This is a genomic window from Isoptericola sp. NPDC019571, assembly GCF_044389385.1.
In the GTDB taxonomy this organism is placed as follows: domain Bacteria; phylum Actinomycetota; class Actinomycetes; order Actinomycetales; family Cellulomonadaceae; genus Isoptericola; species Isoptericola nanjingensis.
Genome location: NZ_JBIRXZ010000008.1, coordinates 152,538 through 173,722 on the forward strand (window position 1 = coordinate 152,538; position 21,185 = coordinate 173,722).

The 21,185-nt window shown below is 74.9% G+C and carries 24 protein-coding genes; 7 read left to right on the plus strand and 17 right to left on the minus strand.

Features of this window, described 5'->3' with window-relative positions; translation table 11 throughout:
- Positions 1–30: 30 nt before the first annotated feature.
- From ACH443_RS15090 to ACH443_RS15120, 7 genes are all read right to left on the minus strand, one after another.
- On the minus strand, positions 31–1,080 hold the full coding sequence (locus tag ACH443_RS15090) for a zinc-binding dehydrogenase (RefSeq protein WP_430590767.1): 1,050 nt from the start codon (positions 1,078–1,080) through the stop codon (positions 31–33).
- A gap of 81 nt (positions 1,081–1,161) precedes the next feature.
- Positions 1,162–2,079 (minus strand): sulfurtransferase, encoded by a 918-nt coding sequence (locus ACH443_RS15095; RefSeq protein WP_430590768.1) that lies wholly within the window; start codon positions 2,077–2,079, stop codon positions 1,162–1,164.
- A complete protein-coding gene (gene rimI, locus ACH443_RS15100) occupies positions 2,076–2,726 on the minus strand; it encodes a ribosomal protein S18-alanine N-acetyltransferase (protein WP_430590769.1) in 651 nt (216 codons plus the stop codon). The genes ACH443_RS15095 and rimI overlap by 4 nt, the downstream gene beginning before the upstream one ends.
- Positions 2,723–3,457, minus strand: a complete 735-nt coding sequence (tsaB, locus tag ACH443_RS15105) for a tRNA (adenosine(37)-N6)-threonylcarbamoyltransferase complex dimerization subunit type 1 TsaB (protein ID WP_430547455.1) — start codon at positions 3,455–3,457, stop codon at positions 2,723–2,725. The genes rimI and tsaB overlap by 4 nt, the downstream gene beginning before the upstream one ends.
- Before the next feature lie 113 nt (positions 3,458–3,570).
- Entirely contained in the window at positions 3,571–4,116 is a 546-nt protein-coding gene (gene tsaE / locus ACH443_RS15110; RefSeq protein WP_430590770.1) for a tRNA (adenosine(37)-N6)-threonylcarbamoyltransferase complex ATPase subunit type 1 TsaE, read from the minus strand.
- Positions 4,113–5,414: an alanine racemase gene (alr, locus tag ACH443_RS15115; protein ID WP_430590771.1), complete on the minus strand. Its 1,302-nt coding sequence runs from the start codon at positions 5,412–5,414 to the stop codon at positions 4,113–4,115. The genes tsaE and alr overlap by 4 nt, the downstream gene beginning before the upstream one ends.
- Before the next feature lie 8 nt (positions 5,415–5,422).
- Positions 5,423–6,427 (minus strand): pseudouridine synthase, encoded by a 1,005-nt coding sequence (locus tag ACH443_RS15120; protein ID WP_430590772.1) that lies wholly within the window; start codon positions 6,425–6,427, stop codon positions 5,423–5,425.
- 33 nt (positions 6,428–6,460) lie between these two features.
- On the opposite strand from ACH443_RS15120, the gene ACH443_RS15125 reads away from it, so the two are divergent.
- Positions 6,461–6,943: a glutathione peroxidase gene (locus ACH443_RS15125; protein WP_429764719.1), complete on the plus strand. Its 483-nt coding sequence runs from the start codon at positions 6,461–6,463 to the stop codon at positions 6,941–6,943.
- 122 nt (positions 6,944–7,065) lie between these two features.
- Here the strand turns inward: ACH443_RS15125 and ACH443_RS15130 are convergent, their stop codons facing one another.
- The gene (locus ACH443_RS15130) at positions 7,066–8,667 is read right to left on the minus strand and encodes a bifunctional ADP-dependent NAD(P)H-hydrate dehydratase/NAD(P)H-hydrate epimerase (protein ID WP_430590773.1); all 1,602 of its coding nucleotides are present in this window, start codon (positions 8,665–8,667) and stop codon (positions 7,066–7,068) included.
- A gap of 101 nt (positions 8,668–8,768) precedes the next feature.
- Between ACH443_RS15130 and ACH443_RS15135 the strand changes: the two genes are divergently transcribed.
- The 3 genes from ACH443_RS15135 to ACH443_RS15145 are packed head-to-tail and all read left to right on the plus strand — an operon-like array spanning position 8,769 to position 12,127.
- On the plus strand, positions 8,769–10,280 hold the full coding sequence (locus ACH443_RS15135) for a recombinase family protein (protein WP_430590774.1): 1,512 nt from the start codon (positions 8,769–8,771) through the stop codon (positions 10,278–10,280).
- Positions 10,235–11,290 (plus strand): LLM class F420-dependent oxidoreductase, encoded by a 1,056-nt coding sequence (locus tag ACH443_RS15140; protein ID WP_430590775.1) that lies wholly within the window; start codon positions 10,235–10,237, stop codon positions 11,288–11,290. Before ACH443_RS15135 ends, ACH443_RS15140 begins: the two co-directional genes overlap by 46 nt.
- Before the next feature lie 3 nt (positions 11,291–11,293).
- Positions 11,294–12,127, plus strand: a complete 834-nt coding sequence (locus tag ACH443_RS15145) for an alpha/beta fold hydrolase (protein WP_430590776.1) — start codon at positions 11,294–11,296, stop codon at positions 12,125–12,127.
- Positions 12,128–12,133: 6 nt separating this feature from the next.
- Here the strand turns inward: ACH443_RS15145 and ACH443_RS15150 are convergent, their stop codons facing one another.
- A complete protein-coding gene (locus ACH443_RS15150; RefSeq protein WP_430590777.1) occupies positions 12,134–12,484 on the minus strand; it encodes a holo-ACP synthase in 351 nt (116 codons plus the stop codon).
- 67 nt (positions 12,485–12,551) lie between these two features.
- Here ACH443_RS15150 and ACH443_RS15155 point away from each other — a divergent pair, with 67 nt between their 5' ends.
- Positions 12,552–13,376 (plus strand): alpha/beta fold hydrolase, encoded by an 825-nt coding sequence (locus ACH443_RS15155; RefSeq protein ID WP_430590778.1) that lies wholly within the window; start codon positions 12,552–12,554, stop codon positions 13,374–13,376.
- 18 nt (positions 13,377–13,394) lie between these two features.
- Here ACH443_RS15155 and ACH443_RS15160 read toward each other — a convergent pair whose 3' ends face one another.
- On the minus strand, positions 13,395–13,742 hold the full coding sequence (locus ACH443_RS15160) for a pyrophosphatase (RefSeq protein ID WP_429764729.1): 348 nt from the start codon (positions 13,740–13,742) through the stop codon (positions 13,395–13,397).
- A 32-nt stretch (positions 13,743–13,774) separates the two neighbouring features.
- Entirely contained in the window at positions 13,775–14,335 is a 561-nt protein-coding gene (locus ACH443_RS15165) for a 2'-5' RNA ligase family protein (protein ID WP_430590779.1), read from the minus strand.
- A 211-nt stretch (positions 14,336–14,546) separates the two neighbouring features.
- On the opposite strand from ACH443_RS15165, the gene coaA reads away from it, so the two are divergent.
- Complete coding sequence (coaA, locus tag ACH443_RS15170; RefSeq protein WP_430590804.1) at positions 14,547–15,494, plus strand: type I pantothenate kinase; 948 nt, start codon at positions 14,547–14,549, stop codon at positions 15,492–15,494.
- Positions 15,495–15,501: 7 nt separating this feature from the next.
- Here the strand turns inward: coaA and ACH443_RS15175 are convergent, their stop codons facing one another.
- From ACH443_RS15175 to rplM, 5 genes are all read right to left on the minus strand, one after another.
- Positions 15,502–16,188: a DedA family protein gene (locus ACH443_RS15175; protein ID WP_429764733.1), complete on the minus strand. Its 687-nt coding sequence runs from the start codon at positions 16,186–16,188 to the stop codon at positions 15,502–15,504.
- Positions 16,189–16,332: 144 nt separating this feature from the next.
- Positions 16,333–17,028: a peptide deformylase gene (locus ACH443_RS15180; RefSeq protein ID WP_430590780.1), complete on the minus strand. Its 696-nt coding sequence runs from the start codon at positions 17,026–17,028 to the stop codon at positions 16,333–16,335.
- Complete coding sequence (gene glmM, locus ACH443_RS15185; protein WP_429765190.1) at positions 17,025–18,389, minus strand: phosphoglucosamine mutase; 1,365 nt, start codon at positions 18,387–18,389, stop codon at positions 17,025–17,027. The genes ACH443_RS15180 and glmM overlap by 4 nt, the downstream gene beginning before the upstream one ends.
- Before the next feature lie 181 nt (positions 18,390–18,570).
- A complete protein-coding gene (rpsI, locus tag ACH443_RS15190; protein WP_429764736.1) occupies positions 18,571–19,059 on the minus strand; it encodes a 30S ribosomal protein S9 in 489 nt (162 codons plus the stop codon).
- A gap of 32 nt (positions 19,060–19,091) precedes the next feature.
- Complete coding sequence (gene rplM, locus ACH443_RS15195) at positions 19,092–19,541, minus strand: 50S ribosomal protein L13 (protein ID WP_429764738.1); 450 nt, start codon at positions 19,539–19,541, stop codon at positions 19,092–19,094.
- A 288-nt stretch (positions 19,542–19,829) separates the two neighbouring features.
- On the opposite strand from rplM, the gene ACH443_RS15200 reads away from it, so the two are divergent.
- Entirely contained in the window at positions 19,830–20,243 is a 414-nt protein-coding gene (locus ACH443_RS15200; protein WP_429764740.1) for a DUF5709 domain-containing protein, read from the plus strand.
- Between the two features lie 31 nt (positions 20,244–20,274).
- Here ACH443_RS15200 and truA read toward each other — a convergent pair whose 3' ends face one another.
- On the minus strand, positions 20,275–21,177 hold the full coding sequence (gene truA, locus ACH443_RS15205; protein ID WP_430590781.1) for a tRNA pseudouridine(38-40) synthase TruA: 903 nt from the start codon (positions 21,175–21,177) through the stop codon (positions 20,275–20,277).
- Positions 21,178–21,185 lie beyond the last annotated feature (8 nt).

Sequence of the window (21,185 nt, forward strand, 5' to 3'; positions counted from 1 at the left end):
CCCGGCGTCGACGCCTGGGCCGGTCGCCGCCTAGGGCCGCAGCACGAGCTTCCCGACGTGCGCCCGGCGGGCGAGCTCCTCCTGCGCCCGGGCCGCGTCCTCCAGCGGGAACGTCGCCGCGACCACGGGCTCGATCTCGCCGCGGCGGGCCAGGTCCATCAGCAGGCCGAAGTGCGCGCGCGTGTGCATCGACGAGCCGACGACCTGCGCGTTGTGGAGGTACAGGCGACGGACGTCGAAGGCCACCTCGTGCCCGCCGAGCGCCCCGGCGACGACCCACCTCCCACCCTCGCGCAGCAGCGGCAGCCCGTCGCCCAGCAGGTCGCCGGCGACCACGTCGAGCACGACGTCGACGCCGTCCGGGGCCGCGGACCGGACCTGTTCGACGACGTCGTGCGCCCGGTCCACGACGACGTCGGCGCCGGCGTCGCGCACGGCGGCGATCTTGTCGCCGCTGGAGATCGCCAGCACGCGCGTCCCGCGGGCGCGGGCGAGCTGGACGAGCGCCAGGCCGACCCCGCCCGACGCCCCCGAGACCAGGGCGGTCTCGCCCTCCCGCAGGCCGCCCCGCTCGATCATGCCGAGCGCGGTGCCGTAGGCGGTGGGCAGGGTCGCGAGCTGGTCGTCCGTGAGGGGCGACCCCGTCATGTCGTGCACCTGGTCGGCGGGCGCCGTCACGTACCCGGCGTACCCGCCGTCCCGCTCGCTGCCCATGAGGCCCACCGGGTGGGCGTCCGGACCGTCGCCGTCGTAGCTCGCCGGGTCGATCACGACCCGGAGCCCGACGAGGCCTGCGTCCGCGCCGGCGCCGACGGCCACGACCTGCCCCGCGACGTCTGCGCCCTGGGTCCGTGGGAAGTCGACGGGGCCGCGCCAGCCGGACAGCGCCGCCGGGTCGCCCGGCCTGCCGTAGGCCCCCTCCCGGGTCCACAGGTCGGTGTTGTTCAGCGCCACCGCGGCCACGCGCACCAGCGCCTCCCCCGGCCCGGGCGCCGGGACGGCGACCTCCGCCACCTGGAGGACCTCCGGGCCCCCGTGCCGGTGCATCCGTACCGCGCGCATCGTCTCGGGCGTGCTCATCGATCGACCTCCCGTGTATACAGATCGGTATACACGCGACGCTAGCACGACTCCCGGGGACCACCAGGGGAACGAGGCGCGCTAGGGCCGGTCGCCCGTGTCCGCCGGCCGCGACGGGTCGTTCGACCACTGCGACCATGACCCCGGGTACAGGGCGGCGGAGATGCCCGCGCACGCCAGCGCGGCGATCTCGTGCGACGCCGTGACACCCGACCCGCAGTAGACGCCGACGGCGAGCACCTCGTCGTCGTCCGCTTCCTCCGGCGCGTCGGCGGGCGCGCTCAGGCCCAGGTCGGCGAACCGGCCCTGGAGCGACTCCTCGTCGAGGAACGTGCCGTCCTCGCGCAGGTTCTCCGTGGTCGGGGCGCTCACGGCACCGGGCACGTGGCCCGCGCGCGGGTCCACGGGCTCGCTCTCGCCCCGGTACCGCTCGGCGGCCCGCGCGTCGAGCAGGGTGCCGGTCTCGGCCAGGTCCGCCGCGTCGTCGGCGTCCAGCACGGGCAGGTGTCCCGGACGGGCCACCAGGTCGCCCGGCGCGTGGACGACCTCACCGCTCTCCAGCGCGTAGCCCGCTCGGACCCAGGCGGGCAGGCCGCCGTCGAGGATGCGCACGTCGTCGACGCCGAAGTAGCGCAGCAGCCACCACGCCCGCGCCGCGGACGTGCCGCCCACCGTGTCGTACACGACGACACGTGAGGAGCTCCGCAGCCCCCAGGCCCGCGCGCTGCGCTGGAACGAGGACGCCGAGGGCAGCGGGTGGCGGCCCTCCTCTGCCGACGGCTCCGCGGCCAGCTCGGACTCCAGGTCCACGTACACCGCGTCGGGCAGGTGCCCCCCGAGGTAGCGCTCCCGGCCGTCGGTCATGCCGAGCGCCCAGCGGACGTCGAGCAGCACGGGCGCGCCGTCGGCCGGGTCCGGCCCGGCACTCAGCCGCAGGTCCGCCGCGAGCTCCGCGACCGTCACCAGCACCCGCGAGCGCGGCGAGTCCTCGCGGGTCACGACGTCGTCCCTGGTCGCGCGTGAGCGTCGCGCAGGTCGAGCCGCATCGTGAAGGCGTCCTTGTCCTCGGGCTGGTAGTACCGCTTGCGCAGCCCGATCCGCTCGAAGCCGTGCCGTTCGTACAGCGCGAGGGCGGGCTCGTTGTCGACCCGCACCTCGAGCAGGACCGCGTCCGCCTTGAGCTTGCGCGCCCGCCCGACGAGCGCCTCCAGCAGGGCGCGCCCCACGCCGTGCCGCTGGTACTGGGGGTCCACGCCGATCGTCATGACCTGCGCGACGTCGCCGTCGAACCAGAGACCGGCGTACCCGACGACGGGCTTCGGGCCGATCCCGTACACCGCGACGGCGTCCTGGCCGGCGGGCTCGGCCACGACGTACCAGCGCCCGAGCGCGGCCAGCTCGTCGACGAGCATCCCGTAGGTCCACGCCCCGGCGCCGAACAGCACCCGCTCGAGCTGGAGCACCCGGTCGAAGTCCGTGCTGGCCAGCGGGCGCAGCCGGCACGACGGCTCGTACACGTGCTGCACCGTGCGCGGCAGGCCCGGGGCGGGGCGCTCGGGCTCGTCGGCGACCGGCCCGGTGGTCGGTTGCTCGGAGGTCGGCTGCTCGGAGGTCGGCTGCTCGGAGGTCGGCTGCCCGATGGTCATGCCGGGCTCCCGGTGGCGGGGACGAGGCGCGCCGGCGCCGGCTCCTGCACGTCGGGCCGGCGCAGGTACAGCGGCTCCGTGGGCAGCTCCTCGCCGGCGGCGCGGCGGGCGAGCGCGAGGCGCGCCAGGACCGCGGCGTCCGGGACGAGCGGGGCGTCCTCGTCGGCGGGCAGGTGCTCCGGGTACAGGGTGGCGCCCTCCCCCACGACGACCAGGCGCCCGCCGTCGGCGGGCGCGTCCGCGAGCCGCGCGGCGACGTCGGCGGCCTTGTCCACTCCCGGACCGGCCAGGGTCTCGACGACGGGGACCCCGTGCGGGCCCTCGTGCGCGACGACGCGGTAGTGGGCCCAGTAGACCTCCTTGCGGCGGGCGTCGGTCGCGACGAGCACCTCGTCGCCCGGCGTCAGCCCGAGGTCGGCGACCGCCTGCACCGCGACCGCGTCCACGCTCGGCACGCCGAGCACGTCGATCCCGAGCGCGAGCGCCAGGGTGCGCGCGGTCACGAGCCCCACGCGCAGGCCGGTGAACGGTGCGGGCCCGGTGCCCACCGCGACGGCCGTGAGGTCCGTGCGGTCCAGGCCGGCGTCGGCGAGCACCGCGTCGACGAGCGGGGCCAGCGACTCGGCGTGCCGGCGTCGCTCGTCGGCCGAGCGCGCGGCGAGCCGGGCGCCGCCGGGGTCGACGAGCGCGACGGCGACGGCTGCGGAGGTATCCAGTGCGAGAACGGCCACGGCCTCAGCCTACGTTTCCCGCGGCCGGGCCGGGGGACGCATCGTCCGTGCTGAGTCGATCCTCGAGACCGAGGTCTGAGGATCGGTTCAGCATGCTCGATTCCTCCGCCGGGTCAGCGCGCGGTGAGGGCGGCCAGGTCGACGCCGGCCCAGCGGGGGCCGACGCCGCGCAGCGTCGCGTGGCGGGTCCCGGCGCCGGGGTCGGCCTCGTCGTCGTCGGGCGCGCCGGCGGCCGTGCCGCGGGGGCGTTCCAGGTCGATCTCCAGGCGGTCGTCGGTGAGCGCCTCGGCCAGCCCGCGGCCCCACTCGACGACGGTGACCGACTCCTCGAGGGACGAGTCCAGGTCCAGCGCGTCCAGCTCCCCCAGGCCTCCGAGCCGGTAGGCGTCCACGTGCACGAGGGAGGGACCGCGCGTGCCGTCCTCGCGGGGCAGCGGCGGGTGCTCGCGCGCCACGATGAACGTGGGCGACGCCACCTGGCCCCGGATGCCCAGCGCGGCTCCCAGGCCCTGGGTGAGCGTCGTCTTGCCCGCCCCCAGGTCCCCCGTGAGGATCACCAGGTCGCCCGCCCGGAGCACCCCGGCCAGGGCCGCCCCCAGCGCCCGCGTGGACTCCGCGTCCGGCAGGTCCGTCTCCGTCCGCACGACGACGTCGCTCACCGCTGCACTTCCTTCCAGGTCTCCGTGTCGGCCTTCGTGGCGAGCCCCGTGTACACGCGCACCGCGCGCGCCCCGATGCCCGTGACGATCTCGTAGCTGATGGTGCCCGCGGCGCGGGCCCAGTCCTCGGCGTTCGGCACCGTGGCGCCGCGTTCGACGCCGTCCGACGCCCCGAAGAGGGTGACGACGTCGCCCTCGCGCTCCGTGGCGTCCGGCCCGAGGTCGAGCACGAACTGGTCCATGCACACCCGCCCCGCCACGCGCAGCACCCGGGCGGACGCGCCGCTCCCGACGCCGACCGGGCCGCCGACGCCGAGGCTGCCGCCCGACGCGTGCCGCTGGATGCCGTCCGCGTAGCCCAGCGGCACCACGCCCAGGCGGGTGTCGCGCGGCGTCGTGTAGTGGTGCCCGTAGGACACGCCGTGGCCGGCCGGCACGTCCTTGACGGTGGCGAGCCGCGCCTGCAGCGTCATCGCGCCGCGCAGCCCGTACTCGCCGGGCGCGCCGAGCTGCGGCACCGGCGAGTGCCCGTAGACGGCGATGCCGGGCCGGACGAGGTCGTGGTGCAGCCGGGGGTCGGTGAGCACGGCGGCCGAGTTCGCGAGGTGCCGCACCTCGAGCGACGCGCCGGAGGCCTCGACGACGGCCACCGCGGCGTCGAACGCCGCCGCCTGGAGGGCGATCGACGGGTGCCCGGGCTCGTCGGCGCACGCCAGGTGCGACATCACGCCCACCACCCGCAGCACGCCCTCGGCCTCGAGCGCAGCCGCCCGGCGCACGACGTCCGGCAGGTCGGCGGGCACGATCCCGCTGCGACCGAGGCCGGTGTCGACCTTGAGGTGCACGCGGGCGGGCTCGCCGGCGGCCCGCGCGCCCGCGGCCACCTCGTCGAGCGCCCACGGCGCCGCGACGCCGACGTCCACGCCCGCCGCGACCAGCCGGTCGAACGGCGCCCCCGGCGTCGCGAGCCAGGTCAGCACCCGGGCGTCCGCGGTCGTGACGCCGCCGGCGCGCAGCGCGAGGGCCTCGGCGGGGACCGCCGTGCCGAGCCAGGTCGCGCCGCCCGCGAGCGCCGCCCGCGCCACCGGCAGCATCCCGTGCCCGTACCCGTCCGCCTTCACCACGGCCATCACCGCCGCGCCCGGGGCGTGGCCCGCCAGCACGCGCACGTTGTCGCGCACTGCGGACAGGTCGACGACCGCGCGCGCCAGCGCGTCGTCGGGGAAGGGCAGGTCGACCGGCGCGGCGGGTGTGCTGTCGGCCGGGACCGCGGAGGGGACCTCGGTGCTCACGGTCATCGATTCTCTCACCGCGCGCCGTCGCCCCTGCCGCCGTCGTCCGCGCCCTCGCCACCCGGCCACGCGGCGAGGCGCCGGCGGGAGCGGAACTCGCGGGGTTCGCCGTCGATCGGGTCGACGAACGCGAGCGAGCGGGCGAGCAGCTGCAGGGGCCGGTCCGGGTCGTCGGGCGCGTCCTCGCGCAGCACCGGCCAGAACGGGTCGTGCAGCAGGGGCAGCCCGAGCGACGCCATGTGCAGGCGGAGCTGGTGCGTCTTGCCGGTGTGCGGTTCGAGCCGGTAGAGCCCGAGGCCGCGGGCCTCGTCCCACGCGACGAGCGTCACCCGCGACTCCGCGTTCGGCTCGCCCGGCTCCTCCTGGGCCCGCACCACGCCCCGGTGCTTGACGATGCGCGAGCGCACCGTCGTCGTGCCCTCGCGGGCCAGGACCGACCCCGGAGCCGGCAGCGGCGCGACCGCCTCGTAGACCTTGCGCACCGCGCGGTCCTGGAACGCCGTCTGGTACGCGCCGCGCACCTCGGGCCGCACGGTGAGCACGAGCACGCCGGCGGTGGGCCGGTCGAGCCGGTGCGCGGGCACCAGCTCGGGCAGGTCGAGGGTGGCGCGCAGGTGCACGAGCACCGTGCGGGTCACCCAGCGCCCGCGCGGCATCGTGGCGACGAGGTGCGGCTTGTCCACCACCAGCAGGTCGTCGTCGCGGTGCAGCACCTCCAGCTCGGCGAGGGCGGGCACCTCCGGCTCGTCGGCGGGCGGGTCGCGGTACAGGTAGAGGAACCCGCGCGGCGCGTACGGGGTGGCGTCGTCGACGACGGCGCCCGCGCCCGTCACGACCTCGCCCGCGGCGAGCTTCTCCCGCAGCCGGGCGGCGTCGTCGCCGAACCGCTCCAGGAGGTACTGCGCCGCCGTCGCGTACCGGGCGACGCTGGCCGCGTCGTGCGGCAGAACGACGCGCGTGGGGTTGAGGCCGTCCCGCACGGGCAGGGGCGGGGCGTGCTTGCGCGGACCGGGTGGCACCGGACCATTGTCGCGCGCGGCATGATGGCCCGTATGAGCCTCTACGACATCCGGTTCGAGCGCATGGACGGCACGACGACGACGCTCGCGGAGCACCGCGACGACGTGGTGCTGGTGGTCAACGTCGCCTCGCGCTGCGGGCTCACCCCGCAGTACGAGGCGCTGGAGCAGCTGCAGAAGACGTACGCCGACCGCGGGTTCACCGTGATCGGCTTCCCGTCCAACCAGTTCCTCCAGGAGCTCTCCACCGACGAGAAGATCGCCGAGTTCTGCTCCACCACCTACGGCGTCACGTTCCCCGTGGTCTCCAAGGTCCGCGTGAACGGCCGCCACACGCACCCGCTGTACGCCGAGCTGAAGAAGACCCCCGACGAGGGCGGCCACGACGGCCGCATCCGCTGGAACTTCGAGAAGTTCGTCGTGCTGCCCGGCGGCGACGTGCACCGGTTCTCCCCGCAGACCGTGCCCGACGCCCAGGAGATCGTCGACCTCATCGAGAAGTCCCTGCCGAGGTAGTCCAGAACACCGCGAGGTAGTCCGGATCACCGCGAGGTAGTCCGGATCACCGCGAGGTAGTACGCCACCCGCCGAGGTACGACGACCCGTCGACGGCGCTGGTCAGGTCCTCCCGACCGTCGTCAGGCCTCGGACAGCAGGGCGGCTACCTCGCCCGGCACCGCCGTCGCGACGTCGAGCGCCGCCACGGGGCCGCCCGGGTTCGCGCGGTACGCGGCGCGACCGTGCACCAGCGCCGCCGCGGCGGCGACCTCGGCCGCGAGCGCCGGGTTCTCGACGACGTCACGAGACCGGGCCGCGAGCATCGCGCCGAGCACTCCGGCGAGCACGTCGCCGGCGCCCGCGGTGGCCAACCAGCCCGGCCCGTCGGCCTGCGCGCACGCCCCGCCCGTCCCGACGACGACGGTCACGCCTCCCTTGAGCAGCACCGTCGCGCCGGTGAGCTCGTGCGCCCGCCGCGCCCAGCGCAGCGGCGCGGCCTCGACGTCCGGGCGGCGCACGTCCTCGCCCCGCGAGCGCAGCAGCGCCGTCAGCTCGCCCGCGTGCGGGGTCAGCACGAACCACGCCGGGGCGCGCCCGTCGAGCAGGCCCAGCCCGCCGGCGTCGACGACCGCGGGCACGGGCCCGCCTGCGGTCCCGGCGAACCGGCCGCCCGCCGCAGCGAGGCAGGCCCGTCCCCGCTCGTGCTGGCCGTCGTCCAGGCCGTCCGCCTCCCCCTCGTGCGCCGCCTCCGGCCCGCCGGGGAGGCCCGGCCCCACCACCCACGACTGGACCCGGCCGGGTGCGGTGACGACCTCGGGACGGGCTGCGAGCACCGCACGCCCCACCGCCTCGGAGCCGCGGTAGCGCACCATCCCGGCCCCGGTCCGCACCGCGGCGGTCGTGGCGAGCACCGCCGCGCCGGGGTAGGTCGTCGTGCCCGCGACGACGCCGACCACCCCACGCGTGTACTTGTGGTCCGCGGGGCCCGGCACCGGCCACGACGCGGCGACGTCGGCGGGCTCCAGCCGTCGCACGGTCGGCGCGCCGGCGAGGTCCAGGCCGATGTCCACGACGCTCACCTCGCCCGCCAGCCCCGACGCCGGCGGCAGCAGCAGCCCGGGCTTGGCCGCGCCGAACGTCACCGTCCGGTCGGCCGGCAGTACCGGACCGGGGACGGCGCCGTCGTCCACCCCGATCCCCGACGGCACGTCCACCGCGACCACCCACGGTCGACCCGGCCCCGCCGCTGTGAGCGCGCGCCTGGCCCCGACACGCCGGTCGATGAGGGCCAAGAGCCCGCTCACAGCGTCCTGGGCGAGGCCGCGCAGGGGGCCGCGCGCGCCGATGCCGACCAGCCCGTCGAGGACGACGTCGGCGCGTGCGGCGTCGTCCACCACCGCGGTGAGGCCCTCGGGCGCCGCGAACAGCTCCACGACCCGGCCCCCTGCGCGCTCCAGCGCCGCGCGGCCGCCGGCGTGGAACTGCTCGGCGACCAGCACCGCCGTGACCCCCAGCCCCCGCCGCGCCAGCACCGCGCCCGCGTGCAGCGCGTCGCCGCCGTTGTTGCCCGCCCCCGCGAGCACCACGACCCGCGCGCCCCGCACCGGGCCCCGGCGGACCGCGACGTCCCGGAGCACGTGCGTCGCGAGCGCGAACGCCGCCCGCTCCATCAGCGGCACCCCCGCCGCGAGCAGCGGCTCCTCGGCGGCACGGACGTCGGCGGCGGACCAGGCGGAGATCATGCGACGCATCCTGCCGCGGGTGCGGATCCCATGCCCGTTGCCTCACAGCCTCGGGGTTGCCTCTTGACAGTCGACTTTTCGCCAGTGCCAGCATCAACATCGTGACCTGGGACGACATACCTGACGCCGAGTACCGCCGTATCTCCGCCGACAAATCCGGGGAGGGGCGCGGCATCACACGCCAGGGTGCGGACAACGCGGCGCTCGCTGCGGATGCCGGGCGGACCTTCGGCGACACGCCATATGTGGATCCCAGCGTGAGCGCGGCCGATGTCGACGCCGTCCGGCCGGAGTTCCTACGTCTCCTCGAAGATCTGGAGGCGGGCCGGGTCAATGGTGTGGTCGTGCACACGATCGATCGCCTCGTCCGCCGTTTCGATGATCTTCAGCGCCTGCTCGACATCTGGGACAGGGCCAGTGAATGCGGCCGAGAGATCCGACCGATCGTCACCTCGACACGGTCGTTCGACCTTCATGTCCCGTCCGACGTGATGCTCCTCGCGATGGAGGTGATCGCCGCGGACCAAGAGATCCGCAGAACGCGCCGTCGGGCCGTTCGCTCCCATCTCGACAACGCTCGGCGAGGGCGGGCCGGTGGGGGCCCACGGCCGTTCGGGTGGAACGACGACCGCCAGACCTTGCACCCGGTCGAGTCCGCCGCAGTGCGGGAGGCGGTGCTCGATGTCATGGCAGGCGCCGCAGGGTGGGGCCAGGTCGCGAACAGATGGAACGACGTCGGCCTCCGCACGCCGTTCGGCAACACCTGGATCGCGGCCAATGTCCGTGCGACGTTGCGCAATCCACGACTCGCAGGGATCCGGACCTACAAGGGCGAGCCGGTCGTCCATGAGGACGGGACCTACGTAAGAGGCCCATGGCAGTCCATCCTCACGATCGAGCAGTGGGAGACGTACTGGGCCGTCGTCGGACCTGATCGCGGCGTCCCGCGCACACAGGAGCCACGTCGCTACCTCCTCTCGGGCCTGCTGCGCTGCTCGAGATGCACGAAGAAGCTGATCGGGAAGACGACGTCGACCAAGGGGCTGATCTATGCATGCCCACCCCGTGGGTCCGGCGGATGTGGGGGCACGTCGATCCGGGGGCGTGCGGCGGAAAAACTCGTCGAAGAACTTGTCCTCCGGCGTCTCGAGGCCGGTCGCGAGACCAGCAGGGCATCGACGACCTTCACCGGCGATGCCGAGCTCGACGAGATCCGGGCGACCGCCGGGCGGGTGCTCCGCGAGATTCAAGACGGTGAGCCGTCCGCTCGACGTCTGGCGACCATCGAGGTTCTCGAGGAACGCGAGGCCCTGCTGATTCGCGAGAAGGTCCGGTCGGCCGCGGTCGCTGCGCGAGAGGGAGGAAAGTCCGGCGACGTCCGTGCGGCGTGGCGCTCCTCGTCCTGGTCCACGAAGCGGTCCACGATCCTCGACGTGCTGGCCGTGGTCGTCGTGATGCCGCACTCGGGCGCCAACAACAAGGTCGACCCGGACAGACTCGTACCGACATGGCTCCACGGCGATTCGCGGACTAGAGCAGGCTATCCCCCGGGCATAGGCTCACAGCCATGGAGTTCGGACTCTTCATCCCCCAGGGATGGCGCCACGACCTGACCGATGTTCCGCCGTCGCAGCAGTGGGAGGTGATGCTCTCCCTTCTTCACTACGCCGACAACGCCGCGGCCGGTGAAGCGGTCCCGGGCGGGGAGTTCGCTTGGTCGTCCGTCTGGGTCTATGACCATTTTCATTCCGTTCCGATCCCCAGCACCGAGGCGACGCACGAGGCGTGGACGCTGATGGCGGCGTTCGCGGCGGCGTCCCAGCGCGTCAAGCTGGGCCAGATGTGCACGTGCATGTCGTACCGCAACCCCGCCTACCTGGCGAAGGTCGCCTCGACGGTGGACGCGATCTCCGGCGGCCGCGCCCAGCTCGGCATCGGCGCCGGCTGGTACGAGCACGAGTGGCGCGCCTACGGGTACGGCTTCCCCAGCGCGGGCGAGCGCCTGCGCGCCCTGGACGAGGGCCTGCAGATCATCACCCAGATGTGGCGCACCGGGTCGTCCGGCACGTTCGACGGCGAGCGCTACCAGGTGGACGGCGCGCTCTGCTACCCGCAGCCGCTGCAGCAGCTCCCGGTGGGCGACGGCGGCGCCGAGGTGCCGAGCATCCCGCTGTGGGTGGCAGGCGGCGGCGAGAAGAAGACGCTGCGGATCGCCGCGCGGTTCGCGCAGTACACGAACTTCGCGGGCGACCCCGAGACGTTCGCGCACAAGTCGTCGATCCTGGAGCAGCACTGCCGCGACCTGGGCCGCGACTTCGGGGAGATCACCCGCTCGTCCGACTACAACGTGGTCATCGGGGAGAACCAGGCCGAGGTGGACGACCGGTTCGCCTGGATCGAGTCGCACTTCCGCAAGCACGCCCCCGGCGAGCGGGGTGAGCAGGAGATCGCGAACTGGCGCAACAGCCCCGTCGTGGGCACGCCCGAGCAGGTCGTCGAGAAGCTCTCGGCCCTGCGCGACCTCGGCATGACGTACGCCATCACGTACTTCCCGAACGCCGCGGGCGACCGCGACCAGATCGAGCTCTTCCAGCGGCAGGTCATCCCCGCCCTGCAGGACTGAGCGATGGGCTCGCGACACGAGCTGGGGCTCCCGGACGGACGACGTCTCGTCGTGCACGACGACGGCCCGCCGTCCGCCGACGCCGTCGTCTGGCACCACGGCTCGCCCCAGTCCGGCGAGCTGCTGCCCCCGGTCGTCGAGGCCGCCCGGGCGCGCGGGCTGCGGGTGGTCTCCGCGGCCCGCGCCGGGTACGGCGGGTCCACCCCTCGTCCCGGCCGCACCGTGGCGGACGCCGCGTCGGACGTGGCGCACGCCCTGGGTGCCCTCGGCGTGGCCCGGTGCCTCGCCGTCGGCGCCTCGGGCGGCGGCCCGCACGCCCTGGCCCTCGCCGCGCTCCGGCCCGACCTGGTGTCGGGCGCGGTGACCCTCGCGGGCGTCGCGCCCTACCCCGGCCAGGGTCACGACGACCTCTGGTTCGCCGGGATGGCCGACGACGGCGGCCTGCGCTCGGCTCTCGACGGCCCGTCAGCCCGCCAGCGGCACGCCGAGACCGCGGAGTTCGACGGGTCGAGCTTCACGGCCGACGACTACGCGACGCTCGCGGGGTCGTGGGCGTCGCTCGGCGCCGACGCCTCGCGGTCCGGCGAGGCGTGGCCCGGCGGACAGGTCGACGACGACCTCGCCTTCGTGCGGCCGTGGGGCGTCGAGCTGGGCGACGTCGCGACCCCGACCCTGGTCGTGCAGGGCGGCGCCGACCGCGTCGTGCCGCGACACCACGCCGACCTGCTGGTGGACGCCCTGCCCGCCGCGGAGCTGTGGCTGCGCCCGCGCGACGGCCACGTCAGCGTGCTCACCGCGCTCCCGGTCGCGCTCGACTGGTGGCGGTCCGCCGCCTGACCGTCGTCAGCCCTCCGCGACCACCATGGCGGAGGCGATGCCTGCGTCGTGCGAGATGGACAGGTGCCAGGCCTTGACACCCAGCTCGTCGGCGCGGGCCTGGACCGTGCCGCGCAGCTCGACCTCGGGCGGACCGCCGACGGTGCGGTGCACGGTTGCGTCGTGCCAGTGCATGTTCCCGGGGGCGCCCAGCGCCTTGGCGATGGCCTCCTTGGCCGCGAAGCGCGCCGCGAGGGACGACGCCGGCAGGTTCCGCTCGGCCTCGGTGAAGAGCTTCTCGCGCAGGCGCGGCACCCGCTCCACCGTCGCCATGAACCGGGCGACGTCCACCACGTCGATGCCCACGCCGATGATCATGGCCCTCAGCCTAGGTCCGTCGACCGTCAGGTCGGTGGTGTCGGTGCCGTGACCTAGCGTGCGCGCCATGCCCGACCACCTCGCAGCGCCGCTCCATCACGTCGAACGCGGCGCTCCGGCGGCACCCGGGACCCCCACGATGGTGCTGCTGCACGGGTTCCCCGTGGACCACCGCCTGATGCTGACGCCCTTCGAGGCCGCCCTCGCCGACCGCCCGGGCTGGCGGCGGGTCTACCTGGACCTCCCAGGGATGGGCGCGAGCGCGCCGTCGGGCGTGGCGAGCACGGACGACGTGCTCGCGGTCGTGCGGGAGGCGATCGACCGGCTCGTGCCCGGGCCGTACGTCCTCGTGGGCGAGTCGTTCGGGGGCTACCTCGCGCGCGGGCTGGTCGCCGCGGAACCGGGGCGCGTCCACGGGCTCGCCCTCCTGTGCCCCCTGATCGTCCCGGAGCACGACCGGCGCGACGTCCCGCCGCACCGGGTGCTGGTCCGAGACGACGCGCTGCTGCGGGAGGTCGGAGCGGCGGCCCTGGACGCCGACGACATCGGCGTCGTGCAGACGCCCGAGACGTGGCGGCGCACCGAGGCCGAGGTGACGCCAGGGCTCGACGCCGCGGACCCGGCGACGGTGGCGCGGGTCGGCGAGCGCTTCGCCGGCACCTTCGCGGTCGAGCCGCGGCCCTACGACGGCCCCACGCTGTTCCTCACCGGCCGCCAGGACTCCTCGACCGGCTACCGCGACGCCTGGCGGGTCCTCGAGCACTACCCGCGCGCGACGTTCGCCGTGCTGGACCGCGCGGGCCACAACCTGCAGATCGAGCAGCCCGCGCTGTTCGACGCCCTCGTGGGCGAGTGGCTCGACCGGGTCGAGGAGGCGGCGTCGGGCGATTAGGACGGCGAGGGGCCGGCCTCAGCCCTCCGGGCGGACCCCGGCCTCGTCCGCCGGCTCCACGAGGTGTCGCCACCGGAACCACTTGCGCTCGATCTCCGCTTCGAGGTCGACGTCGAACCGTCGGGCGACGAGCAGCAGCTGCGCGAGCACGTCCGCGAGCTCGGCACGGAACGCGGCGTCCACCTCGCCGTCGCCCTCGCCCCGGTCGCGCGACCGCCCCGACCGGGCGAGGTACGCCTGGGTGAGCTCCCCGACCTCCTCGTGCAGCTTGAGCACCAGCCAGTCGTCCGTGCGCGCGACGCCGAACCGCCGCTCGTACACCCTCGAGATGATCTCGACCTCGTCGCCCAGCTCCGTGAGTTCCACACGCCCACCCTAGGGACGACGACGGCGCGCGGTCAGGGCCCGGCGGCCCCCGGTGTGTCTGGAGACAGGGGGAAGTCCGCCCGCCGCCGCCAGCGCTCGCCGTCGAACACCAGCAGCGCGACCTCGCGCACCCTCGTCCGGACCGGCAGGCGGGGCGCCACCGCGGCCTCGGCGTCGTCGAGGGCCTCGGGCCCCTGCCCGTCCGCCACGGTGAGGTGCGGGACGACGTCGTCGAACGCCCCGCCGTACGGCGGCGCCTCGGGGAACCGCGCCGCCACCGCGGTCAGCAGGGCCCGCCACGACGCGTCCGGCTCCGGGACGAGGTACAGGACTCCGGGGAAGCGGCCGCACCCGGCGAACGTCGCGTCGAACGGGGCGTGGGCGCCGACGACGTCGCGCAGGGCGTCGAGCACGGCGGCGTCGACGGCCGCGACGGGCAGGAAGGGGAACAGGACGGTGACGTGCGCGGGCACGCCGTACGCGGCGGCCGTGTCGAGGTCGCTCCGCAGCACCCCGACGACGGGCTCGGCCTCGGGCACCACCACGACCAGCGCCGTCTGCCCCGCGACGAACCGCTCGGACGCCTCGTTCATGGCCCGGTTCCCTCCCTGGGTACGCTGCCCGTTGGTGCCGCCCGTCGCCGTGGCGGACCCGCCGGCGAGCCTACCGACGCGCCGGTCCGCCGTCGCCCGAGTTGCGGGACGAACCGGGTGCTCGGGCAGAATCGTGCAGGTGGCACCGCAGTCCCCCGACATCGCACCGGGCACAGCCCCCGGCACGGCCCCCCAGCCCCTGGGTGAGCACCTGACCCGGCTCGCTCCGGCGTCCCCGTACGTCGACCTCGACCGCGCGGCGTGGAGCCGCCTGTCGGCGTCGACCCCGCTGCCGCTGACGGACGCCGACGTCGAGCGGCTGCGCGGCCTGGGCGACCCGATCGACCTCGCCGAGGTGGACGCCGTCTTCCGCCCGCTGTCACGACTGCTCAACCTGTACGTGGCCGCGAGCGCGGGCCTGCACCGCGCCACGTCGACGTTCCTGCACGAGGAGCCGCCGCGCACCCCGTACGTCATCGGCGTCGCGGGGTCCGTCGCGGTCGGCAAGTCGACGACGGCGCGCATCCTGCGCGAGATGATGGCGCGCTGGCCCGACACCCCGCACGTCGAGCTGATCACGACCGACGGCTTCCTGTACCCGAACGCCGAGCTGCAGCGCCGCGGGATCATGGACCGCAAGGGGTTCCCCGAGTCCTACGACCGGAGGGCCCTCATCCGCTTCCTGTCGCGCGTGAAGGCGGGGCAGGCCGAGGTGCGCGCCCCGGTGTACTCGCACGTCGTCTACGACATCGTGCCCGGCGAGGAGGTCGTGGTACGCAAGCCGGACGTGCTCATCGTCGAGGGCCTCAACGTGCTGCAGCCCGCGCGCCCCTCCGCGATCGACGAGTCGACCGTGGCGGTGAGCGACTTCTTCGACTTCTCGATCTACGTCGACGCCCGCACGCGCAACATCCGGCAGTGGTACGTGGAGCGCTTCCTGCAGCTGCGCAGGACGGCGTTCAGCAGGCCGGAGTCGTACTTCCGGCGCTACGCGGACCTGTCCGACGCCGAGGCGACGGCGCGGGCGCTGTCCATCTGGGAGTCGATCAACGCGCCGAACCTGGAGCACAACGTGCTCCCCACCCGGGGGCGCGCCACCCTCGTGCTGACCAAGGGGTCGGACCACTCCGTGCAGCGGGTGCGGCTGCGCAAGCTCTGAGGCCCGGTCAGGCCGCCCGGCTCGTGGGCTCGGCGTCGGCCTCGTCGCCCTCGTCCTCGTCGGCCGGCACCGGCTCCGCCCTGGGCGGACCGGCGACGCGCTGCACCACCTGGTCGACCAGGACGCCGAGCAGGATGCCCGCGACCACGCCGACGGCCATGGCGAGCAGCGTGTTGTGCCCGAGCCAGGAGGCCGCGGCGAGGCCGATGAGCATCGAGTAGATGCCCCACGTCACGGCCGCGATGCCCGAGTAGAGCATGAACCGGTGGCGCGGGTACCCCACGGCGCCGGCGGTCATGTTGACCGCGACCCGCCCGATGGGCACGTACCGCGCGGCGAGGATGAACGACGCCCCGCGGTGCTCCAGGGCGTGCCGCGCCCACTCGACGGCCTTGCGGCCGCGGGCGGAGCGCAGGAACGCGAACCGCTCGGTGCCGACGGCGCGGCCGATCTGGTAGGCGATCTGGTCGCCCGTCCACGCCCCGGCGATGGCGAGGGCGAGGACGCCGGGCAGCCACGGCTCGCCCTCCGAGTGGGCCAGCACGGTGAGGGTGATGACCACGGACTCGCTGGGGATCGGGGGGAAGAACCCGTCGATCGTCGCGAAGACGTACATGGCCGGGTAGATCCACAGGGACGCGCCGAGGTCGAGGACCCAGCCCTCCAGCTGTGCCAGCATCGTCGACAGGTTCACCAGGTCGGTCCCTCGGTTCGTCGGCCGGGAGGTGGGCCTCCGGCGGTCGCACGACGCCGTGCGGCGTCACGGCACCAGCCTAGGCAGAACCAGGGCACCGGCTGCATGGGGAATTCCCCCGGTTCCACCCTGAGTGCCGAATGTTCACCCGAGGTCCACGAACCCCTGGTCCACGGGCCCCGGATCCACGACCTGGCCGTAGCGCAGGAGGTTCTCGTTCGAGGTGAGCGTCCGCAGCAGCGCGTGGTCGAGGTACAGCTCGCCCGCGAGGTGGTCCGTCTCGTGCTGGACGATCCGGGCGGGCCAGCCGGTGAGGACCTCGTCGATCGGCGCCCCGGTCTCGTCGCGGCCGGTGAGCCGGACGCGCCGGTGCCGCGCGACGACGGCCTGCCACCCGTGCACCGACAGGCAGCCCTCGTGGAACGCCGCCCGCTCCGGCTCTCCGTCCGGGCCGGGCAGCGGCTCGTACGCGGGGTCGAGCAGCACCCGGTACGGCAGCGGGGCCCGCTCCCGGGGGTCGTCGGCCCCGGCGCCGCCGTCCTCGACGACGGCGATCGCCAGCCCGATCCCGACCTGGGGCGCCGCGAGCCCTACGCCGGGCGCGGCGTGCATGGTGCGGCGCATCGCCTCGAGCAGCCGCGGCAGCGCGTCGCCGAGCTGTCCGGTGTAGGGCGCCGCGGGGGCGCGCAGCACCGGAGCCCCGGCCTGCACGATCGGCAGGATCCCGGTGCCCGGCCCGTCCGCCGCCGCGTCCGCCCGGTCCAGCAGGTCGACGACGGCGGCCCGCAGGGCCTCGTCCACGCCGGCCGCCGGGCGCTCGGCCGGTGCGCCCTCGGTCACAGCGCCAGCCGGTCGCGCACGACGGCGGCGAGCGTGTCCGCCACGCCGTCGGCCTGCGTCTGGGTCGCCGCCTCGACCATGACCCGCACGAGGGGCTCGGTGCCCGACGGGCGGAGCAGGACGCGGCCCGTCTCCCCCAGGAGCGTCTCCGCGCTCTCGATCGCGGCGCGCACGCCCTCGTCGTCGGCCGCGCGGGCCTTGTCCACGCCCTTGACGTTGACGAGCGTCTGCGGCAGGCGCGGGACGTCGGCGGCGAGGTCGGCCAGGCGCCGCCCGCTCGCCTTCACGCGCGCGGCGAGGTGCAGCGCGGTGAGGACGCCGTCGCCGGTCGTGGCGTGGTCGGCCAGGATGATGTGGCCGGACTGCTCGCCCCCGAGCCCGTAGCCGTGCGCCCGCATCTCCTCGAGCACGTACCGGTCGCCCACGCCCGTCTGGATCGTGGTGATGCCCGCCTCGCGCATCGCGAGCAGGAGGCCGAGGTTGCTCATCACGGTGACGACCAGGGTGTCCGACGGCAGCCGGCCCTCGTCCTTGAGCCCGCGGGCGAGGATCCCGAGGATCTGGTCGCCGTCCACCAGCACTCCCCCGTGGTCGACGGCGAGGCAGCGGTCCGCGTCGCCGTCGAACGCGACGCCGAAGTCGGCCTCCGCGGCCACGACGACGGCCTGCAGCTGCTCCGGGTGGGTGGAGCCGGCCTTCTCGTTGATGTTGCGACCGTCGGGGCTCGCGTTGATGACGACGACGTCGGCCCCCGCCTCGCGCAGCGCCTCCGGGCCGACCTGGCTCGCGGCGCCGTTGGCGGCGTCGACGGCGATGCGCAGGCCCTCCAGCGGGCGGACGTCCGCCGTCGTGCCGATGCTCGCCACGAGGTGCTCCACGTACTGCTGGGCGGCGATGCCGTTGTCGGAGCGCATGCGCCCGACGTCGGCGCCGATCGGCCGCTCCCAGTCCTGGCCGAGGCGCGCCTCGATCTGGTCCTCGACGTGGTCCGCCAGCTTGAAGCCGCCGCGCGCGAAGAACTTGATGCCGTTGTCCGGCATCGCGTTGTGGGACGCGGAGATCATCACGCCGAGGTCCATGTCCATCGCCCCCACGAGGTGGGCGAGCGCCGGGGTGGGCAGCACGCCCAGGTTGACGACGTCCACGCCGGAGCTGGCGAGGCCGGCGCCGACCGCGGCGGACAGGAACTCCCCGGACGCGCGCGGGTCGCGCCCGACGACGGCGCGCGGGCGGTGCCCGGCGAAGTCGCCCGACGTTCCGAGCACGTGGGCCGCCGCGCTGCCGAGCCCGAGGGCCAGGTCCGCGGTGACGTCCCGGTTGGCCAGCCCACGGACCCCGTCGGTGCCGAACAGTCGCACGATGTCTCCTCCTCCGGGCGCGGCGGTGGATCCGCACGCACACCCCGCGACGCCCCAGCGGACGCCGCACCGATCGTAGCCGGACGTGCGGACGGCCCCGCCGGAAGAGTTCCGACGGGGCCGTCCGTAGCGCTGACGCTCCTGTCGACGCCCGAGGGCAGTGCCCGCGGGAAGGAGCGCTCGATCAGCGCTTCGAGTACTGCGGCGCCTTGCGCGCCTTCTTGAGACCGGCCTTCTTGGACTCGACCGCACGCGGGTCACGCGTGAGGTAGCCGGCCTTCTTCAGCGCGGGGCGGTTCGCCTCGGCGTCGATCACGTTGAGCGCGCGGGCGATGCCCAGGCGCACCGCGCCGGCCTGGCCCGAGGGGCCGCCGCCGGTGATGCGGACGATGACGTCGAAGCGGCCCTCGACCTCGACCAGCTTCAGCGGCGAGTTCACGAGCTGCTGGTGCACCTTGTTCGGGAAGTAGTCCTCGAGGGTGCGACCGTTGATCTTCCACGTCCCGGTGCCGGGGACGAGGCGCACGCGCGCCACGGCCTCCTTGCGGCGGCCGACGGCCGCGCCGGGAGCGGTGATGGACTGGCCGCCGTCCGCGACGGGCGCGGCGGACTCAGAGGTGTAGGTGCTGGGCGTGTTCTCGTCCAGCTCGGTGTCGACGGTGGTCTCGGCCACTGTGAATCCTTCGCTTTGCATCCGGCAGCGGCTCAGGCCTGCTGCGAAACCTGGGTGATCTCGAACTGCTTGGGCTGCTGCGCCGCGTGCGGGTGCTCCGCGCCGCGGTAGACCTTCAGCTTGCCCAGCTGGTCGCGACCGAGGGACGTCTTGGGGAGCATGCCGCGCACGGCCTTCTCCACGGCCCGCTCGGGGTTCTTCTCGAGAAGCTCGCCGTAGTTGACCGAGCGGAGACCGCCCGGGTAGCCGGAGTGGCGGTAGGCCAGCTTGGTCTCCCGCTTGTTGCCGCTCAGGGCGACCTTGTCCGCGTTGATGACGATGACGAAGTCACCGCCGTCGACGTGCGGGGCGAAGGTCGGCTTGTGCTTCCCGCGCAGGAGGGTGGCGACCTGGCTCGCCAGGCGGCCGAGGACGACGTCGGTCGCGTCGACGACGTACCAGTCGCGCTGGACGTCGCCGGGCTTGGGGGTGTAAGTACGCACGGTTGCGTCACCTTTTCATGTTCGGTGTCGTCGGGCGAGAAGCGGCGCCCGATGAGTCAGGTGTTGTGCGCGGGTGCTCCGGTGGCGTCCTGGCCGGGGCATCGTCGGTGCGAGTGGGCGCGCTGACGACGCGGGACGCCGGAGGCATAGCACAACGACGAGCCAGTTTAGCCGTCGCCGGGTGCGGGGGTCAAAGCGACACCCGTCACGCCCGCGCCGGGGACGGGCACCGGGTCGCGCCGGCCGCCCCTCGTTGCAGCGCCACCGCCGCGGGTGCACCGTGGTGACATGACCCAGGAGACACCCGGCACCACCCCGGACCCCGAGACCGGAGCCGAGGGCGACGAGGACCAGCTCCCCCAGGAGGACACGCTCCTCGACCCCGAGCTCGACGACGTCCTCGACGAGGGCTACTCCCCCCTGGAACGGTCGCGCTCGAACCACTGGGGCGAGACGGCGTGGGAGGAGTCCGCCGGCGAGCCCCTGGACCGGCGCCTCGCCGAGGAGCAGCCGGACGTGTGGGAGCGCGACCCGCTGGACCGCCCGGACACCACCCGCGCAGGCCGGCTCGCGGAGGACCCCTTCGCCGACCCCGGGGAGGACGGCGACCGCGAGAACGACGTCTACGGCGAGGACGCGGGGATCGACGGCGCGGGCGCCAGCGCCGAGGAGGCCGCCGTGCACTGGGTCGAGGAGCCGTAGCGCCGAAGGGCCGTGGCCGGGCCCCGCGGGCTCAGCCGGCGTCGATCTCGCCCGGGTCCCGCCGCGCGCGGACGCGCTCGGCGCGCGCGGCGAGCGCGTCGTCGTCCGGGTAGGCGACGGCCTCGAGGGTCAGCCCCCGTGCGGCGACGACGCCGGCCGCCGCCGAGCGGGACCGGCCCGCCAGCACCGCGGCGGGCTCGTCCGGGCCGCGGCGCCCCTCCCCCACGGCCAGCGACATGCCGACCAGCGCGCGCACCATCGAGTGGCAGAACGCGTCGGCCTGCACGGTCGCGACGACGAGCCCGGCGTCGGGCCCGTCCGCGGGGCGGTCCCACGACAGGTGGGTGAGCTCGCGGATGGTCGTGGCGCCCTCGCGGGGCTTGCAGAAGGCGGCGAAGTCGTGCAGCCCGACGAGCGGCTGCATCGCCCGGTGCATCGCCTCGACGTCGAGCCGGCGGCGGTGCCAGAGCACCCAGTCCCGGCGCAGGGGGTCGCGCAGGTCCGGACGGTCGGCTACCCGGTAGGCGTAGCGCCGGTGCAGCGCGGAGAACCGCGCGTCGAACCCTTCGGGAGCCTCGGCAGCCCGGTGCACGACGACGTCGGGCGGCAGCACGCCGGCCAGCCGGTCGGCGAGCGCGACGCCGGGCTCCCGGTCGGAACGGCCGGGCATCTCCTCCCAGCGCTCGCGCGCCATGTCGACGTGCGCGACCTGGCCGCGCGCGTGCACCCCCGCGTCGGTGCGACCGGCCACCGTCAGCCGCGGCCGGGGCAGGCCGCGCGGCTCCGTGCGGAGGATGGTCGCGAGGGCGTCCTCCAGCACCCCCTGCACGGTGCGCAGCCGCGGCTGGGTGGCCCAGCCCGCGAAGTGGGTGCCGTCGTAGGCGAGGTCGAGCCGGACCCGGAGGGTGTCGGCGGGAGGTGTCGGCGTGCTCACCGACCCAT

Coding starts and splice junctions, on each gene's coding strand:
- ACH443_RS15125 (WP_429764719.1), top strand. CDS start 6,461: ATGAGCCTCTACGACATCCGGTTCGAGCGCATGGACGGCACGACGACG.
- alr (WP_430590771.1), bottom strand. CDS start 5,414: ATGACCGTGAGCACCGAGGTCCCCTCCGCGGTCCCGGCCGACAGCACA.
- ACH443_RS15200 (WP_429764740.1), top strand. CDS start 19,830: ATGACCCAGGAGACACCCGGCACCACCCCGGACCCCGAGACCGGAGCC.
- ACH443_RS15165 (WP_430590779.1), bottom strand. CDS start 14,335: ATGAACGAGGCGTCCGAGCGGTTCGTCGCGGGGCAGACGGCGCTGGTC.
- ACH443_RS15130 (WP_430590773.1), bottom strand. CDS start 8,667: ATGATCTCCGCCTGGTCCGCCGCCGACGTCCGTGCCGCCGAGGAGCCG.
- ACH443_RS15150 (WP_430590777.1), bottom strand. CDS start 12,484: ATGATCATCGGCGTGGGCATCGACGTGGTGGACGTCGCCCGGTTCATG.
- rimI (WP_430590769.1), bottom strand. CDS start 2,726: ATGACCATCGGGCAGCCGACCTCCGAGCAGCCGACCTCCGAGCAGCCG.
- ACH443_RS15145 (WP_430590776.1), top strand. CDS start 11,294: ATGGGCTCGCGACACGAGCTGGGGCTCCCGGACGGACGACGTCTCGTC.
- ACH443_RS15155 (WP_430590778.1), top strand. CDS start 12,552: ATGCCCGACCACCTCGCAGCGCCGCTCCATCACGTCGAACGCGGCGCT.
- ACH443_RS15140 (WP_430590775.1), top strand. CDS start 10,235: ATGGAGTTCGGACTCTTCATCCCCCAGGGATGGCGCCACGACCTGACC.
- ACH443_RS15090 (WP_430590767.1), bottom strand. CDS start 1,080: ATGAGCACGCCCGAGACGATGCGCGCGGTACGGATGCACCGGCACGGG.